This window comes from Methylomonas sp. PHL2-19, assembly GCF_059331595.1.
The window spans coordinates 2,238,596-2,255,706 of record NZ_CP196839.1 but is presented as its reverse complement, the minus strand read 5'-3'; the positions used below and the strand labels follow the sequence as shown (position 1 = coordinate 2,255,706).

General features: G+C 53.5%; 10 protein-coding genes. 1 reads left to right on the top strand and 9 read right to left on the bottom strand.

Features of this window, described 5'->3' with window-relative positions; all coding sequences use genetic code 11:
* Positions 1–288 precede the first annotated feature (288 nt).
* The 5 genes from ACR02O_RS10570 to ACR02O_RS10550 all read right to left on the bottom strand — a co-directional run bounded on the left by ACR02O_RS10570 (position 289) and on the right by ACR02O_RS10550 (position 9,648).
* Positions 289–4,215: a PAS domain S-box protein gene (locus tag ACR02O_RS10570; RefSeq protein ID WP_494523338.1), complete on the bottom strand. Its 3,927-nt coding sequence runs from the start codon at positions 4,213–4,215 to the stop codon at positions 289–291.
* A 49-nt stretch (positions 4,216–4,264) separates the two neighbouring features.
* Entirely contained in the window at positions 4,265–5,407 is a 1,143-nt protein-coding gene (locus ACR02O_RS10565; protein ID WP_494523337.1) for a response regulator, read from the bottom strand.
* Between the two features lie 234 nt (positions 5,408–5,641).
* The gene (locus tag ACR02O_RS10560) at positions 5,642–7,123 is read right to left on the bottom strand and encodes an N-acetylmuramoyl-L-alanine amidase (protein WP_494523336.1); all 1,482 of its coding nucleotides are present in this window, start codon (positions 7,121–7,123) and stop codon (positions 5,642–5,644) included.
* 9 nt (positions 7,124–7,132) lie between these two features.
* A complete protein-coding gene (locus ACR02O_RS10555) occupies positions 7,133–8,503 on the bottom strand; it encodes a hypothetical protein (protein WP_494523335.1) in 1,371 nt (456 codons plus the stop codon).
* A 104-nt stretch (positions 8,504–8,607) separates the two neighbouring features.
* Positions 8,608–9,648 (bottom strand): M14 family metallopeptidase, encoded by a 1,041-nt coding sequence (locus ACR02O_RS10550; RefSeq protein WP_494523334.1) that lies wholly within the window; start codon positions 9,646–9,648, stop codon positions 8,608–8,610.
* Positions 9,649–9,912: 264 nt separating this feature from the next.
* Here ACR02O_RS10550 and ACR02O_RS10545 point away from each other — a divergent pair, with 264 nt between their 5' ends.
* Positions 9,913–10,269, top strand: coding sequence for an Imm51 family immunity protein (locus ACR02O_RS10545; protein WP_101055290.1), 357 nt, complete (start codon positions 9,913–9,915; stop codon positions 10,267–10,269).
* Between the two features lie 148 nt (positions 10,270–10,417).
* Here the strand turns inward: ACR02O_RS10545 and ACR02O_RS10540 are convergent, their stop codons facing one another.
* The 4 genes from ACR02O_RS10540 to nifJ all read right to left on the bottom strand — a co-directional run bounded on the left by ACR02O_RS10540 (position 10,418) and on the right by nifJ (position 16,967).
* On the bottom strand, positions 10,418–11,848 hold the full coding sequence (locus ACR02O_RS10540) for a glutamate-cysteine ligase family protein (RefSeq protein ID WP_494523333.1): 1,431 nt from the start codon (positions 11,846–11,848) through the stop codon (positions 10,418–10,420).
* 111 nt (positions 11,849–11,959) lie between these two features.
* Positions 11,960–12,319, bottom strand: coding sequence for a DUF4186 domain-containing protein (locus tag ACR02O_RS10535; RefSeq protein ID WP_458137103.1), 360 nt, complete (start codon positions 12,317–12,319; stop codon positions 11,960–11,962).
* Positions 12,320–12,328: 9 nt separating this feature from the next.
* Entirely contained in the window at positions 12,329–13,342 is a 1,014-nt protein-coding gene (locus ACR02O_RS10530) for a dihydroorotate dehydrogenase-like protein (protein WP_458137102.1), read from the bottom strand.
* Positions 13,335–16,967 (bottom strand): pyruvate:ferredoxin (flavodoxin) oxidoreductase, encoded by a 3,633-nt coding sequence (nifJ, locus tag ACR02O_RS10525; RefSeq protein WP_458137101.1) that lies wholly within the window; start codon positions 16,965–16,967, stop codon positions 13,335–13,337. Before nifJ ends, ACR02O_RS10530 begins: the two co-directional genes overlap by 8 nt.
* Between the last annotated feature and the right edge of the window lie 144 nt (positions 16,968–17,111).

Genomic DNA, 17,111 nt, shown 5'->3' with positions numbered 1-17,111 from the left:
ACATCGGGGCAATCAAGCGATGATTAGTAACCCGGCCACTAACTACCGTTCGCCTCAATGCCCTTGCGGGCACAGAACCTGCGGAATGCAAACCAGCCAGAGCTTCAACGAGCTCAGCCTTTATGCCCCTGAGGATACGAAAGGGATAACGGTGTGCAATATAGGACCGGGAAATCCTTTCCTGGGATGATGACGAGCGGTCGCCCCTTAAATGTCGCCACTACCGTGAAAGCGGCCTCTCCGAGGCTGCGGACGACGTGGCTGATGGCATAAATAGTTTCGGAGGCCCTAACCAGCGACAGTCCGTTTACGCTGCAACTCCGCCAGAGTCGTTTCCAGCGCATTGGCCAAACCTTCGGCCAGTACCATCGCTTCTTCGGCCTGATCCTTGGCGGCCACCTCGGTTTGCTGCGCCAAGTTCTGTATTTGCTGAATCTCGAAAATGCCGGCAAAACCTTTCAAGTTATGCGCCACAAATTTAATGGCGGCATAGTCGCGCTGCTCAGCGGCCAGTCTTAGTTTATCGACATTCGCCTGCTGCGCGCCGTCCAAGGCGTTGTCGATCAACTTGTCTATAAAGGCCTGACGACCGTCAAAACGCTGCTGTAAGGCCTCCCAATCGATCAAGCCTTCAGTCGCTACCGCCACCATAGCCTCATTTGCCGCTTCCGGAATTTCAATTACCGCGGAGACACCAGCTTTTCCGCTTGCGTCGTCAGACACTTTGCTGATGGGCACATGCTGCCGCAACGCACCGACCAGGGCGTTGGCATCGATGGGTTTGGTAACGCGATCCCGCATGCCCGTTTCCAGACAGCGCTGCCGCTCTTCCGGCATGGCGTGAGCGGTCAAACCGATGATAGGTAAATCCGGCGCGATTTCCAGAATACGCCGGGCAGCCTGATAACCATCCATGACCGGCATCTGAATGTCCATCAGCACCGCATCGAAACCGGCATAGCCGGCTTCCTCCAAGCGATCCAGCGCCTGTTGGCCGTTTTCCGCAAAAGTAACCTGCGCGCCTTCGTGGCTCAACAAATCCTCCAATACCAAGCGATTTAAAGCCACGTCTTCCGCAGCCAATATTCTCAAACCGCGCAAGCGCCCGCCATTGTCCTGATGATAATTGGCCGAATGCTCGACACCGGCATCCGTCGCCGGTAGCGGCACAGTCAAAGTGAATTTGCTGCCTGTCCCCAACGTACTTTTGACGACAATATCGCCGCCCATCAAGTTGGCCAGATCCCGGCTAATTGCCAAACCTAAGCCGCTGCCGCCGAATTTACGGGTGGTAGAGTTATCCGCTTGCTGAAAAGCGGTAAACAGACGACCAATCTGCTCGGCGGTCATGCCGATACCGCTGTCCGTCACGCTGATGTCCGTCATGTCTTTCTGCCGATAAATTTCCAGGCTGACATAGCCATGATTGGTAAACTTCACCGCATTTGACAATAAATTCACCAAAATCTGCCTTAAGCGCAAGGGGTCGCCAATCACCCATTCCGGCAAATCTTGGGGACGATGCACTATTAAATCGAGTTGCTTTTCCTTGGCACGCATATCCACCAGACTGATAGCATCTTGAATCAACGCATCCAGGCGAAACGGATGCTCGTCTAAAGTCATCTTGCCCGCCTCAATTTTGGAGAAATCCAAGATGTCGTTGACCACACTGAGCAAATGCATGCCGGCATCGTAAATACGGGCGCTGTTTTCCTGCATATTCCGCCCGGCATTATCGCGTAGGTTCATTTTGGCCAGGCCGATAATGGCATTTAACGGTGTACGAATTTCATGACTCATATTGGCCAGAAACTCGCTTTTCATATGCACCAAATGCTCCGCCTCCAAACGCGCAGCTTCGTGCGCTTGTTCTACTGCTTTGCGATGGCTGATGTCACGCATAACCCCAATGTAAGTGCTACCAAAATCGTCCATCAATTCGTTGACGCTCAACTCTATCGGCACCAGCAGCCCATCCTTACGCTTGCCTTCCACTTCGATTCGCCGGCCGATCATCACCCGTTCCTTGGTATTGTCCAGATGCCGACGCAAGTAACCGTCATGCTCGGAATAGTAAGGCTCCGGCATCAACATCTTCACATTTTGCCCCAATAACTCGTCTTCCTCATAGCCAAACAAATCGCTAATGGCGTCGTTAACCAGCAGCATGATGCCTTTGTTATCAATCAACACCACGGCATCGGACATGGTCCGCAGTACCGCCCTAGTCCTGGCTTCGCTGGTCATCAGTGCCGCTTTGGCACGCTTTTTTTCGCTGATGTCGCGCACCGTGGCCTGCAGCACAATTTCGTTGTCGATCTCCACCCGGCTGAGTTGCACTTCGGCGTAAAAGGTTTCGCCGGTTAAGCGTTGGTGCAACCATTCGAAGATCACCGAGCCTTCGGCGATGGCCTGCTCGAGCTTTTCATTGGCCAGCTCGGCGGATGATAGGCCGTTTGGTTGAAATTCCGGCGACAATGAGGCCGGGGTTTGCGCTAAAAACGCCTGCTCATCCCGGCAGGCGAACAGGTTGATTGCTGCCGTATTGGCTGAGATAAAGCCACGGCTGGCACTGAGGGTCATCAGCGCATCCCGAGACGATTCGAACAGCGCCCGATGCCGCTGTTCGCTGGCTTGCAAAGTCTGTATCGCCTGTTTTTGCGCGGAAATGTCTCTGATAAAGGCGCTGAACTCGACAGCATTTGCCAATTTGTTAGGGGTGATGGCCAATTCAATCGGAAACTCATGCCCGTCACGGTGCAGCGCCACCACTTCAATTCGCTGGTTCAAGACCGTTCCGCGCCCGGTATCCAAATAGCGCCGTATGCCTTGCTGATGAGCTTGTTGGTAACGCTCCGGAATAATCACATCATGCAACAAGCGGCCCAAGACTTCGGTGGCCGGCCAACCGAATATTTGTTCGGCCTGGCGATTCCAGCCATTGATAAAACCATCGGCGTCCATCTGCACCAAAGCATCCAACGCGGTGTCGACAATACTGCGGATGCGGATCTCGTCCTCGCGCCTCGCAGCCAATAGCGCCGCAAAGCCATCGGCCATTTCGTTAAAACTCTCCGCAACCTGCCCGATTTCATCACGCAGGGTTAACGGCATTCTTTGCTGAAAGTCGCCGCCGGCAAACGCTTTTGCGGTTTTCGCCAGCCTCTCCACGTATTGGCTCACCGCAAGATGGGCGCCAATCGCAAAATAAATGATCAGCATAAATATAAAGCCGGGGATGCCGATACTCAGCGCTAGCGTGGTTTTCGCCACGCCAATTCTGGCCTCGATCAGTTGTTCGGCTGCCGGGATAAAACTGTCGTAAATTTCCGCATACGCTGTATCCAGCGCTAAGGTAACGGTGGAATGAAAGTATTCCGGATTGATGGAGAATTTTTCCTCCACAATATCGGCAATCACATGCTGAGTAATCAGCCTGGCTGCGTTGACAATATTTTCCCTGGTGGTGGCGAGTATCGGGTGCAGTTCCGGTTTATAGCGTTTAAAGTCATGAGTCGTTTCTTCAATGACTCTGATGCCGGATTCGATTCTGTCCTTAATCAGGTAAATCTCGATTTTTTCCTGAGCGCTAATCTGCTTTTTGGCCAGTATCCCAATGCCATACGCACGCAATTGCGCAACGCCTTCCAGGGCCTTTGGCATTTGCTCGGTTACCAGCATGATCAGATGGTAGGAATCCAGATTCGAGTCGGTGAACAACAAGGATTCCTCGCCAATCAGTTCTTCTAAATCCAATAACTTCTCGACCAAACGGCTGTGTAAGCGGTAGCTTTCTTCAATGCTTTGCTTGGCGGCGTTTTGCCGGAGTTGCTCCCAATCGTTTTTTATATCCGCGTATGCCGAAGCGGTCAACGAATCCGCCGCCAGCGTTGGCCCCAAAGCCGATAAGGCCGCAGCGACTTTGGCTTCCGATACGTCAAGTTTATCGCGCAAACTCTCTATTCCGCCGAGCACCGCCACGGTAATACCGCGATGCTGCTGCACAGATTGCATGGTCTGCGTAATATGCTTGATTTGTAACAGTCCCTGCAGTTCGCGCTCTGAATCCAATATCACCCGGTTCAGACTTTGATAAAGAGCGTAAAACACCACGGCAACCGCCAGCAACGACAGAAAACCTATCACCACAAACTTCTTGCTGAAACTCAATCGATTCATCAGCGCCACAGCGGGCGAAAACAAAGCTTGCATAGGCAATCCTCGGTGCGAATGTTAGATCGGTAGCGATTCGGACGGGTATTTAGCGGCTATCTTGGGCCGATAACAGCAAGGCTTTTTGTTTTTCGACAATTTGGTTCAGCCGCAAGGCCAGCTTGTTATCGTTCTCGAACAAGTTGTCCATTTGCGAAGTGAGTTCGTCCACGTAACCGTTCAGCAAAAATTCCTGGCTATCGGTCAACCCCAAATGAATAAAGGCGCTTTCCATGTTCATTTTGTGCTGTTCGGCCAAATTCACCATCTGCGAGTGATTACTTTGTTGATTGGCCTCGATCTCGATCAATAAATCGGTCAACTCTCTCACGCCTTCCAGGCGGGCATTCGCTTCCTGTAGACGTTGTTGTTCGCTGATCATGGCTTCGATACGGGCACCGGCACCTTCGGCAAGTATCGCCAGATGATCGCGCAAGCGGCCAATCGCATCCGGATCGTCGGTATCCAGGCCGGTCACCAATAGCGTCACGTGCGGAAAATTAAACACCAAGCGATCACCGGCCTGATAAATCCGGCCCAACTTAGTCACGTAGGTAAGGATGGAGGCTTCGAGCGGCGTACAGATTGTTTCCGGACTAAAGTCGTATTCGTTCACGGTATCGGTCAATTTCACCAAACCGTTTAGATCGTATTGCTGCAAGGTCTCGATTAACAAACTGCCCAATTGCTGAAACGACACACATTGAAACGATGAGCGCAAGAACTGCAATACCGTGCCGGTTTCGCCCAAACTGGACATAGCGGTAAATGCGGTTTTTTGTGCGTAAGACAGTTGCGATTGCAGTTGCCGTTTTTGCTGCTCGGCTTCGATAGCCAAATCGACCTTACGCAGAAGCACGTCTTTTTTGGCGTTTTTCGGAATAAAATCGTTACCGCCGGCATCAAATGCGGTCAGTAAAATCTCCAGATCGTCGTGGGCAGACACAAACATGACCTGCACATCGTCATTGCCGTCAGCGCGAATCTGCCGACATACCTCGATACCGCTGAGGCCCGGCATTTCAATATCCAACAAAATCAGATTGGGGGCCAAATCCATGGCGGCCAAACATTCCTCGCCATTGGCAAACTCGTGGAGTTGATAGCCATGCCCCTGCAATTGGTCGGTTATGACCAAACGCAACAGAGCATCGTCATCCACTACAAAAATACAGAACGGTTTTTCGGGCATGATATTTCCTGGGTTGCTGGATTTGCGGGTGAGGCGATAGCGTGTGCCAAATAAGCATAGCGGTCCGGGCCAAAATTGCCTGACCGCTTACTTAAACCATCTTAACAGCCGCAGCGAACATTCATGCCGACGGCCGGGAAGAACTGTGACGGCCGCATCGGTTGTGAGAATAAGCTTGTGATAAGGCGCCACAAATACCTGATCACCAGCGGGATTGGCGTATACAAGCGCGAATCAGGCGCCGTGCGCATTGGCAATAGCCAACGCCGCCCAATCGAAGGCCGGGCCTATATCCCATTTATCGCTACGAAAATTCACATGACTGGCGATGCCGGAATAACTTTGGAAAAAATCCAGATCGCGTTCAAATTGCTTGGCTTTAGGAGGCAAGGTTTTCGGTATGGAAAATCGCCCGCATAAATCGTTCAGCAACAAGCGAATCGCTTCTACCTGCTGCGCTGGAAAAGTAGCGAAATACTGCTCGCCCCGATAGCTGGTTTGCCTATATTTATCGGTTTGGGTTTTGTCGCAGTATTGAGTACCGAATAACTGGGTTTGGCCCCGACGCGGCGGCCACCAATTCAAGACTTCCGGATTATCCGGCGCCGGCCGCAATGGCCCGACATTGGCAATTTCTATCGCTATTGAACGTTGATCCAGCCGGCCGTTAAAACCCTTCACCCCCAGATGATAAGCCCACTGCGTCGGGTCGAACACTTCATAGACCGTGCCGTCGACATCCACCAGATAAGCTGCGGCAATATGTTGGGCATCGCCGATCCAGGTATCGAACGCCGACTTGGCAGACGAACCCGCAGTGAAGTGCAAAACAATCAGATCTTTTTTCGGCCGCTCGGGAAAAAACTGCCCAGCCGGCAAGCGGAATCGGGAGCGATTGATCTGCAAACCGGCAACCGCAGCGGCAGCTTGGTCACGGAGCAGCATAGTATCGGTACTCGCCTCGTCTTCGTTCGGCGTTAGCAATACCCGCGGATTGGGCCGATCTGTGGCCCCCGCCCAGAAAAAACAATTGTCTTTATCCTGATACCAATAGCCGTTGCCGGACACCACATCACCCGCCGTAAAGCTGACAACCTCGACTTTACTGCCGGCATCCAAGACGCGCAGCACCGGTGCACTGACAGATGCGCGACTGCGGAGATTTACTTTACTCAGCAAACCCACCTGGTTGCCGGCCACTAAATTGACTGCCGGATCGGGTAACGCAGCCGCAATCAGACCTGAAATATCGACGCTGGAACCGGGACAATTTACCGAGGCGCGAATCGCGCTATGCGACAACACATGATCCGCATCGACGGTGATATGCCAGCGGTCGGCAATTTCCCTGATTAATTTCGAGCATGCCGCTAATTGCGTGGCCGTAGGCGGGCCAAGCACCGACACTTCTAAGGCAACACCAATCGAGAAAAAATTGGGATTGGTGTTGGGCCGCTGCTTGATAAATTCGGCAGCCGGATTGACTACCAAGCCGGCGTGAAAGGCTGTGTCGGCTTCCTGGACATATTGATGAATCTCACCGTTGTTGCCGATGGCGTAATGCACAGACTGCAACGTGCCCGGCTTGTTGTAGCACATAGCGGCATTCGTCAAGCTGCCATCAGTCGTATGCAAAACTATAATTTCCGGCTTTAAACCTGCTGGGCGGGCGACCCGAAAATTACCCGGCGCGCAGCCTATCCATTGCTTATCCATACGGCCTCCTCAGCCCTGCGCCTTCATATCGCCACGTTCGCCTTGTAACGGATTAGGCGTTGGCGAAGTGTCGGGGTTTTGCGGATCGCCGCCCGACGCCTGCGTGGTTTGGCGAATAGCTTTCTGCTCATCATCCTTGCGAGCAAGGCCGGAGCGCAATTGCACCAGCTTACTCAAAGCGTTATACCAAAACGGCCCGCCCAGACTCAGTAGAAAAATCGACAAAATCAAACCGGGAATACTCACCAATTTCCAATGTTTGCACCAGTTTTCCCGGTCGACGGGCAGGCTGATCAAACCCTGTTCCGCTAGAAAATTCAGATAATACTTTTGCTTTTCCAGATCGAGGCCTTTTTTGGCTGTAACAGTCTCGTCAGCCGAGGTCTCGGTATCCTGCTCTCCGCTAGCTTTGGCAGCGGCTGGTTCAACTGCATCCTTTACTTGCGTATCTTCCGTTATCGAAGGGGCCAATGCCACAAAAGTCGCCCGCATTTGCTCGTCCATGGACAGCCGATTGATCAAATACACCGTATCCAGCTGCAACGCGATGGCTACCAAGGCGGCGCTGACCACGCTGACCACCCGGGTGGTGGCGGTAAATCTGACGCTGACCCGATCAAGCAAATGGTCGAAATTCAAACATATTTTCGCCAGAAAATCGCTGGATGCTTCTTGTAGCAAGGCATTGGCCTCGCGCACGTCGTGCGCCAGTTCCGGGTTGGATTTTTCAAATTCCAGCGCCAGCATCCGCGCGTTTTTCAAGGTAGAGGCCGGATCTTCGATACCATTGTCGTGCAGCACGGATTTCAACTTGCCCAGCAGATCGATTTGTCCGGCGACGATTTTCTCCAACTGCTGAAATTTTTGTTTTTTGGTTTCGGCCTTTTCTTTTTTGATCTTGGCAAGCAAAGCTTCAATATCCAGACGCTTAAAAAACAGCGGATATTCCAGCAGTTTGCTCTCCAGGGCCTCCGTGGCTTGGCCAACATTGATGGTTTTATTGGCTAGCCTGGCTTTGATCTGTTCGAATTCGGTTTTGATCGACACATCGTAGCCAGCCGCTAAATCCAGCAAAATCTTGATAAATTCTTCGCGATGGATCACTTCGCCGAACTGAAAAAATTGCAACCACGCCGGCAGTCGGCAGCGACAGCGGCCGCCGATAGTCCGTTGCGTCAGGGTTAAGGCGGCGATGGCCTCGGCCTCGGTTCGGGAAAAGCGGGCATCCAACAATTCCAGCAAGTCGGCCAAACCGGTGCGCAGATTGCGGCCGCGGCTGGCCAGTAAATTCAAAATGCCCTGACTGATTAAGGTTACCGCCATGCTGACGATCAACATCACCACCGATAAACCCAGTAACACGTCGAGTGACTTCAACATTATTCTTCTCCTTTGGAAGGCCGTTGCGGCCGAATGAATCTAACATTCCCGCAAAAGCGGCGTCCAGGATTTTGGTTTTAAGCGCTTCCCGCCGCAACACAAACTCAAATGCCAGTCTCCACAGCCAAGCGCTCCATCAAATAACACAAACAGTCCTGGCGGATGACTCGTTCGTCCAGGGTTAGCATGGACGGCATCGTTTGCCGGGTGATCTGCACCTGGCCATCCGTAACAGTCAGAAATTGCTCGGTCACCGGCTTACCGTCGTTGTCCCTGGCGATCAACGGCATTTGTGCAGAATCGGTTGTCCCCAATACGGTGCCGATCGGAATCTCCGTGAAATTCAGGCTTTCCAGTTCCGGATCGAGACGCAGATTGGCCGTGGCATCGCTAAAGCTATAACTGACATCTTCGGCAACAGTCACTTGCGCGACCGTGTGATAAAGATCCACATCCTGCTTCGCGACCGGTTGAGCTGGAAATTCATGCAAGTGCAGGCAACTGTCGAGAAATTGAAACGCATGTTCGGTACCGTGTGGCTGGCCGGGACGGCCGCATTCCAAAGTCACCGCCGGACAAAACTCGGCAAAGGCACTGGACTGCGTCCCCTTGGGATGGGTGAAATACACCAGCAAGCGGCCGAACAGCGCACCCAGATGCAGAAAATCCTTATCCAATTTGTTGATGCAGGCGTAATGCGGATTCAAACCGGTATTGTTATGCACATCCACGCTGGCAAACACCTTGCGCTCGCGCATGATCTGGCAAATCTGCGCCGCCCAAATCGTCTCCGGCGACTCGGGTAACGCATTGCCGGGCCAGATGCGGTTGAAATCCGGCTGGCCGTCCAGTCGTCTTAAATTGAAACGCGCCGCCTGGGTATTGCCGAAAAACAGCGTCAAGCCGCGCGGCAAGCTTTGGCAATGATATTTTTGCAGCAGCTTTTGCACGGCCAGGAAGCCGGTGGATTCGTTGCCGTGCAGCAAGACTGAGACGAACAGGGTTTCCGGGCGTTTGCCGGGGAGGTGGAAAAGCGTGGGCCCGGGGATTAGGGTGTGTAGGTTATTAACCGAAATATCCAGCAAACCGTTTGGCAGGCTGTCGAATTGTTTGGGGATGCAATTGGCGAGTGAAATCTGTGGCATAACGAATTTAACTGATTTGCTTGGAGCAATTCTATCGTTATTTTCAGGCTGACATAAATGAAACCGGGAAAACCACCTATGCTTACCGGGCCACAGCCTTATTAACCCGGCCCTATTTATCCCTGGTGCCCCGTTAAGGCTGAGCTCGCAGAAGCCTGAGGTGGCTGGCCCTTCGTTAAACTCAGTACCCTCAGGGCAAAGGCGAATGGCATTTCCGATCTACGCACCCGCTACATTTCACTAAATTTACATCCCGAGGTCCTTATGGATAAAGACAATACAGACAAGACTACCTATGCGCCTTTCGTTCTTCTCGACTCGGGAGAATACCGGTCTCTAATACTTTCCGACCAGGATATGGTTGAGAAATTGCATGTATTCGAAGAGCGGGCTGACGAAGGCTGGAATGGCAACGGTTACGACTGGAACTCAATTGCTCAAGTCGTACTATTCGAACAACTGCCCGATTTACAAGATGAGCTCGATTTCGATCCGGAGGCGGGAATGTTTTCCGCACAAGGATCACGTTCTGCGCTGGAACGTCTCGGAAAAGCAATGTCATTGGCCTTTAACAACGAAGAGGTACTTCGAGATCTGCTGTCACGGGCTGAACTTGATTGATCGGTTGGCGTAGAACATTTGTTTATCATTCCCACGCTCCAGCGTGGGAATGTAGCCCGCACCGCTCCAGCGGTGCACATCGGGACGCTGGAGCGTCGTGCAACCCTGTTCCCACGCCGGAGCGTGGGAACAATGATGTTGTGCTTATTCATATCCCCCACCCGGCAACCGCTTCCTCGCTCCGCTGCCGCTGCAAATAAACCCGCGTCAGCTCCGCAAATTCGCCCGGATTTTCCTTGATAAACCGCCGCTGCCAGTGGCTGCCGGTCTGTTGATTGGCTAGGCGCTGGCGAATCACATCCAGATAATTCTCACAATCAGCAGTGCAGATGCCCAAAGCCTGCAAGCCCTGAACGGCACGCGGCACTAGCTCCTGCTCGATCAGCACCGCCAACCGTAGTTTATGTTCACCAAACCAGACGACATGGCTATCCAAACCGTGCCGCGCCGCTTGATAAAAATTATCCTTGGCCTGGGCGAAGGATAACTCCGCCCCGCCCGCTTGCCGTTCGTCGGCCAGATTTTTCACCAGTCCATAATAAAAGGCGGCGTTGGCAATCATGTCCAGTACGGTCGGCCCTGCGGCCGGCGTACGGTGTTCGATACGGATATGCGGCGTACCGTCGGCATCGAAACCCACCAGCGGCCGGTTCCAACGCCAGATCGTGCCGTTATGCAGGCGTAAGTGTTGAAACGCTTCCGGCGCATCGTCGAAATACTCCGGCAGCAGAACCGGAAAATGCTGCTGGTTTTCTACAAAGCATTCCAGGATCGAATGCCGGGCAAAATCGGAGCCAAAACTGACCCGGTGCAAGGGCCCGTCGGCGGCCCCGGCATAGCCGCCGGTGGCGATGGCCTGTTCGAACAAGGGAATACGGGTTTCCGCCCAGATATCCTTACCAAACAAAAACGGCGCGTTGGCAGCCAATGCCACCATCGCCGCCGAAGCAATGATAGCCGCGTTGTAAACGTGATGGGCAATGTTCAAAGGACATTGGATATGCAATTGAAACGAGGTGGTGGCGGCCTCCAGCATCACATCGTGATGCTCTATTTTCAGATGTTCATGCCCGCATATATCCAGCACAATCGGCCGGCCTCGGCAGCGCAAAATCTGTTGATTCAAGGCCCGGTAGCGATTCATGTCCGACATATTGCCCAAATGCAGATCGCTTTGCTGCAAGGTTGGCAAGGTGCCTATCGCCAACAAATGCAAATCCCGTTGCCGGGCGTGCTGTTCGGCTTGCTGCCAGGTGTTTTGCAAATCCTGATGCATGCGACTGAATACGTCGCCGGTCAACGCCAGCGGCGGCGTGTTCAGTTCGATATTGAATTTGGCCAGTTCCGGACCGGCCATCGGGTGGGCAAAAGAGTGCAGATAGTCCTGATTCATCGGTGCCGGCCGCATGTTGTCGTCCAGCAGCCAAGCTTCGATTTCAAAACCAGCCACCGGCTCGGCTTCCGAACAAGCGCGGCTGTTAATCAGCCTGCCGAGCAGTTCGGTTTCTGCGGATAGACGCTCGCGGAAACTCTGAAAGTCGGCATCTTGATAGATTGCGGCATGAATTTCTTGACCCATGACATTTGCGCTCGTAGTCCGGCGGAATAGCGGGGAATAGTAAGACCATTGCAGCTAAAGCACGAATTTAATCCATTTATGCGAATTACATATCTGCCGTTATCTGGCTGATTAAATATCGGTAACAGCAATCTTTAACCACCGCTCCAACACATTACAAACATAGGTTTGTTCGTCGTCACTCAACTCCCTGCCCTGCGGAATTTTATGCCATTTTTCCAGGCATCCTCGACAGCAGCAGGCGGTGGCGTGTTGCGCGACGAATACCGGATGGCCGCGAAACGGGGTTTGTTTGCCGTCATTGCGCGGCTCGGCGGCGGCCAGGCGCTTTTCGACAAAGTCCCTGGCGTGGCTCAATACCGTTTCCAGGCCTTTGCTCTTTAGATAATCCCGGTCTTTGGCATTAAAACGAAACTGGCTGCGGAATCTGGATTTAGCCAAACCGGCGAATAGTTCATCCAAATCCCGCACGGCTTCAGGCTATCTCAACACACCGGCGGACGGCGTGTAACTGTCCAATACATGGATGTAATTGGCACGCTCATACGCGCTAGGGTCTATGGCGTGTTGCTGGCTGACGCTGCCTTTCAGTTGGTTGATGGAATCGTATTCGTGTTCGATCAGCCATTGTTCCAGCTCCGCGCGAATTTCGCTGAGTTTGCCCACACCTTGCGCCAACAACACGCTGCACAGATGCACCACGTCCGCGCCCGCCAGCAAGGCTTTGATCACATCCGCGCTATGGTGAAAACCACCGGTGACCGCCAAGGACAATTTCACGCGACCATATAGCAAGGCCGTCCAGCGGATACGCAGCAAGGCTTCGGCTTGCGAAGACAATTGCAGTTTCGGCACCACTTCCAGGGTTTCCAAATCAATATCCGGCTGATAAAACCGGTTGAATATCGCAATACCATCCGCACCGGCGGCTTCCAGGCGTTGGGCGAAATGAATCGGCGAGCTGAATTGCGGACCGAGTTTTAAGGTCAGCGGCACACTCACCCGGCTTTTCAACTCCCGCAAAATATCCAGATAGCGGTTTTCCACCATTTCGCTGCTTTCATCGGCATTAGCCGCCAGATGGTAGATATTCAGTTCCAGGGCGTCGGCCCCGGCTTGTTGCAAGGCTTGGCCGTATTCGATCCAGCCGCCCTGGGAAATGCCGTTCAGGCTGGCGATCACCGGAATATGCAAACTACTTTTCAAGCGTTGCAGATGTTCCAGATATTGTTCCTGGTAAGTCAAAATATGGTCCGGCACAGGATGAAAGGAATCGGCCTCGCCATAGCCTATGCCCTGCCCGTAAAAAAACCGCTCCATCTGTTGCTGTTCGGCTTCGATCTTTTCTTCAAACAAGGAAGACATGACGATGGCCGCCGCGCCGGCATCTTCCAGGCGGCGGGCGCTGTCCAAGTCCTTGCTCAGCGGCGATGCTGAAGGCACCAAAGGATGCGCCAGTTTCAGGCCCAAATAATTTGTCGTTAAATCAACCATGTTGGCTCTCCTGGGCAAGATCGGCTTTCAGTGCGGCTTTGGCTGCCGCGACACTGGTGGCATCGCTCCATTCCAGCGCGGCCAGTTGTTGATAGTAGCGGTAGCGGTTTTTAACGTCCTGCTGCGCCTGTTTCAAAAACGCTTCGGCATGGTCGGGATGACTTTGCCAGAGCATGCTGAAGCGGGTTTCGCTCATCACAAACTCGCGCAGCGGCACCGACGGTTCCGCAGAATCCAATTGCATCGGATTCTTGCCTTGCTGGATGCGGCCGGGATTGAATCTAAACAAAGGCCAATGCCCGCTTTTTACTGCCAGATTTTGCTGTCTATGGTTGTTGGACAAATCCACACCGTGGGCTATGCAAGGCGCGTAGGCGATGATGATGGACGGGCCATTGTGGGCTTCCGCTTCCAAGAAGGCGTTGAGGGTTTGTGTGTCCTTGCCGGCATAAGCCACATGAGCCACATAAACATTGCCATAGTCCAGCGCCAGCAGCGCCAGATCTTTTTTCGCGGTGGCCTTACCACCGGCCGCGAACTTGGCCACCGCACCCAGCGGTGTAGATTTGGAAGTCTGACCGCCGGTGTTGGAATACACTTCCGTATCCAACACCAGGATATTGACGTTACGGCCGCTAGCCAATACATGATCCAGACCGCCATAACCGATGTCATAAGCCCAACCGTCGCCGCCGATGATCCAGACGCTTTTCTTGCACAGATAATCCGCCAGGGGCAACAGGGCTTGCGCGGCTGCTTGCTTCAGCGAGGGTAAATGCTGTTTTAATTCGGCGACGCGTTGGCGTTGTTCGTAAAGGCCGGCTTCATCGGCTTGGTCGGCGTGTAAAATCGCATCGACCAATTCGCCGCCCAAGGTTTCCCGTAGCGATACCAGTAATTCGGCCGCATGCTCAGCTTGTTTATCGATTGCCACCCGCATGCCCAAACCGAACTCGGCGTTGTCCTCGAACAAGGAATTATTCCAGGCCGGCCCCCTTCCCTCGGGATTTTTGGTCCAGGGCGTGGTCGGCAAGTTGCCGCCGTATATCGACGAACAGCCGGTGGCATTGGCTACCACCATCCGGTCACCGAATAGTTGTGATGCCAGCTTCACATACGGGGTTTCGCCGCAACCGACACAGGCGCCGGAGAATTCAAACAAAGGCTGTAACACCATCGAGCCTTTGATGGTGTTGGTTTTTAATAAGCGGCGATCGTATTCCGGCAAGGACAAGAAGTAATCCCAGTTTTGACTTTCCGGTTCGCGCAGCGGCGCTTGCGGCCGCATGTTCAAGGCCTTGCGGCTGGCGTTGGATTTGTCGCGGATCGGACAAATGTCAACGCAAAGTCCGCAGCCGGTACAATCTTCCGGTGCCACCTGATAACTGATCGACAGGCCGGCAGGAAAATCTTTACCCAGCATCGCCGCGTGCTTGAAGGTTTCGGGCGCATTGCTCAAGGCTTCGCTGGGCACGATTTTGCTGCGGATCGCCGCGTGCGGACAAACCATCGGGCATTTGCCACACTGGGTGCACAAATCGGTTTCCCAGACCGGAATCTCCAGCGCCAGATTGCGTTTTTCGTAGGCAGCGGTGCCGGTCGGGAAGGTGCCATCTACAGGCATTGCACTGACCGGCAAGGCATCGCCACGGCCAGCGATGATTTCACCGGTGACGCGACGAATAAATTCGGGTGCGCTATCGGCAATCAACGCGGCAATATCGAAACCGCTGTCGGCTTGCTTGGGTAAGGGCACATGGCGTAAGCCAGCCAAAGTTTCGTCGATGGCTTTGAAGTTTAAATCGACAATGCGCTGGCCTTTTTTGCCATAGGTTTTTTCGACGGCATGTTTAATCGCGGCAATGGCTTGCTCCTGCGGCAACACCCCGGAAATCGCAAAAAAACAAGTCTGCATGATGGTGTTGATGCGTTTGCCCATACCGGATTTTTCCGCTACCGCGTTGCCGTCGATCAGATAAAAACGGATTTTCTTATCCAGCATTTGCTGCTGCATCTTGCGCGGCAATGTCTCCCAAACTTCATCAGGCGACGCAGGGCTGTTTAATAGAAACACCGCTTTGTCGGCAGCGTTGGCCAGCATGTCATAGCGTTCCAGAAATACGGTTTGATGACAGCCGATGAATTGGGCGTCGTTCTCACCGATCAAATAGGTGGAACGAATCGGCTTCGGCCCAAAGCGCAGATGCGACACGGTAATTGCCCCGGACTTTTTAGAGTCGTAAACAAAATAACCCTGGGCATATAAATCGGTTTCTTCGCCGATGATTTTGATGGTATTTTTGTTCGCGCCAACGGTGCCGTCGCTACCCAAACCGTAAAACATGGCTTGAAAGGTTTGATCGTGGGTATCGGTGCGGTAAGCGGGGTTCCAATCTAAGCTGGTGTGGCTGACGTCGTCGTTGATGCCGACCGTAAAGTGATTCTTCGGTCTGTCGTTTTTCAGTTCGTCGTAAACCGCCTTGATCATGCCCGGCGTGAATTCCTTGGACGATAAACCGTAGCGGCCGCCCACCACTTTGGGCAGGCTGGTAAATTTTTCGCCGTCGCTGAAGGCTTGGGCCACGGCGGCCAATACATCTTTGTACAAAGGCTCGCCGTCGGCACCCGGTTCCTTGGTGCGATCCAGTACCGCGATTTTTCGGCAACTGGCCGGCAAGGCGTCGATCAAATGCTGCGGTGAAAACGGCCGAAACAAGCGCACTTTCAACAAGCCCACCGCTTCGCCCTGGCGATTCAGATATTCCAGGGTCTCTTCCACCGCTTCGGCGCCGGAACCCATAATCACGATTACTCGCTCGGCTTGCGGCGACCCGACGTATTCGAACAAGCGGTATTGACGGCCAGTCAAACCGGCTAGCCGGTCCATGGTTTGTTGGGCAATCTCCGGGAGTGCAGCGTAGTAAGGATTAACCGACTCGCGACCCTGGAAATACACGTCCGGGTTTTGCGCGGTACCACGCAGCACCGGCTTATCCGGCGTCAAGGCCCGGCCGCGATGCTCGCTAACCCAGCTGTCATCTATCATCGCCCGAATGACGCTGTCGTCGATCTCGACAATTTTGGCGACCTCGTGTGAGGTGCGGAAGCCGTCGAAAAAATGCATGAACGGGATGCGGCTTTGCAAAGCCACGGCATGCGCGACCAGCGCCAAATCTTGCACTTCTTGCGGCGAGTTGGAACACAACATCGCGTAGCCCGTCATCCGCGCCGCCATCACGTCGCTATGATCGCCAAAGATCGACAAGCCCTGGCAAGCAAGTGAACGGGCGGCGATATGAAACACCGTCGGGCTCAGTTCGCCGGCGATTTTGTACATATTCGGCAGCATCAACAACAGGCCTTGCGAGGCAGTGAAGGTGGTGGCCAAGGTACCGGCTTGCAGCGCGCCATGAATGGTGCCGGCCGCGCCGGCTTCGCTTTGCAGTTCGACTACGCGAGGTACGGTACCCCAAAGATTGGGTTGATCGCGGGAGGCCCATTCGTCGGCCCATTCGCCCATCGCCGAGGACGGGGTAATCGGGTAAATTGCGATCACTTCATTGAGTTTATAAGCAATGCTGGCCGCAGCCTGATTGCCGTCGATGGTGAGGGTTTGCTTTTGCATGGGATAACCTTTTCAGGAAATAAAACGGGGGGCCGTCGGGCAAAGCCGACGGCTTTTTTATGATGCTCTAAGCATAGTCAAAAATTGCCTGACTAATTTTTAGTCAATTTAAAGATGTCCCAAACAGGACGGGCGATTGGCTGG

Bases quoted from the DNA above. Each gene is read 5' to 3' on its own strand.
- ACR02O_RS10570 (WP_494523338.1), bottom strand. From the start codon at position 4,215: ATGCAAGCTTTGTTTTCGCCCGCTGTGGCGCTGATGAATCGATTGAGT.
- ACR02O_RS10565 (WP_494523337.1), bottom strand. From the start codon at position 5,407: ATGCCCGAAAAACCGTTCTGTATTTTTGTAGTGGATGACGATGCTCTG.
- ACR02O_RS10560 (WP_494523336.1), bottom strand. From the start codon at position 7,123: ATGGATAAGCAATGGATAGGCTGCGCGCCGGGTAATTTTCGGGTCGCC.
- ACR02O_RS10555 (WP_494523335.1), bottom strand. From the start codon at position 8,503: ATGTTGAAGTCACTCGACGTGTTACTGGGTTTATCGGTGGTGATGTTG.
- ACR02O_RS10550 (WP_494523334.1), bottom strand. From the start codon at position 9,648: ATGCCACAGATTTCACTCGCCAATTGCATCCCCAAACAATTCGACAGC.
- ACR02O_RS10545 (WP_101055290.1), top strand. From the start codon at position 9,913: ATGGATAAAGACAATACAGACAAGACTACCTATGCGCCTTTCGTTCTT.
- ACR02O_RS10540 (WP_494523333.1), bottom strand. From the start codon at position 11,848: ATGGGTCAAGAAATTCATGCCGCAATCTATCAAGATGCCGACTTTCAG.
- ACR02O_RS10530 (WP_458137102.1), bottom strand. From the start codon at position 13,342: ATGGTTGATTTAACGACAAATTATTTGGGCCTGAAACTGGCGCATCCT.
- nifJ (WP_458137101.1), bottom strand. From the start codon at position 16,967: ATGCAAAAGCAAACCCTCACCATCGACGGCAATCAGGCTGCGGCCAGC.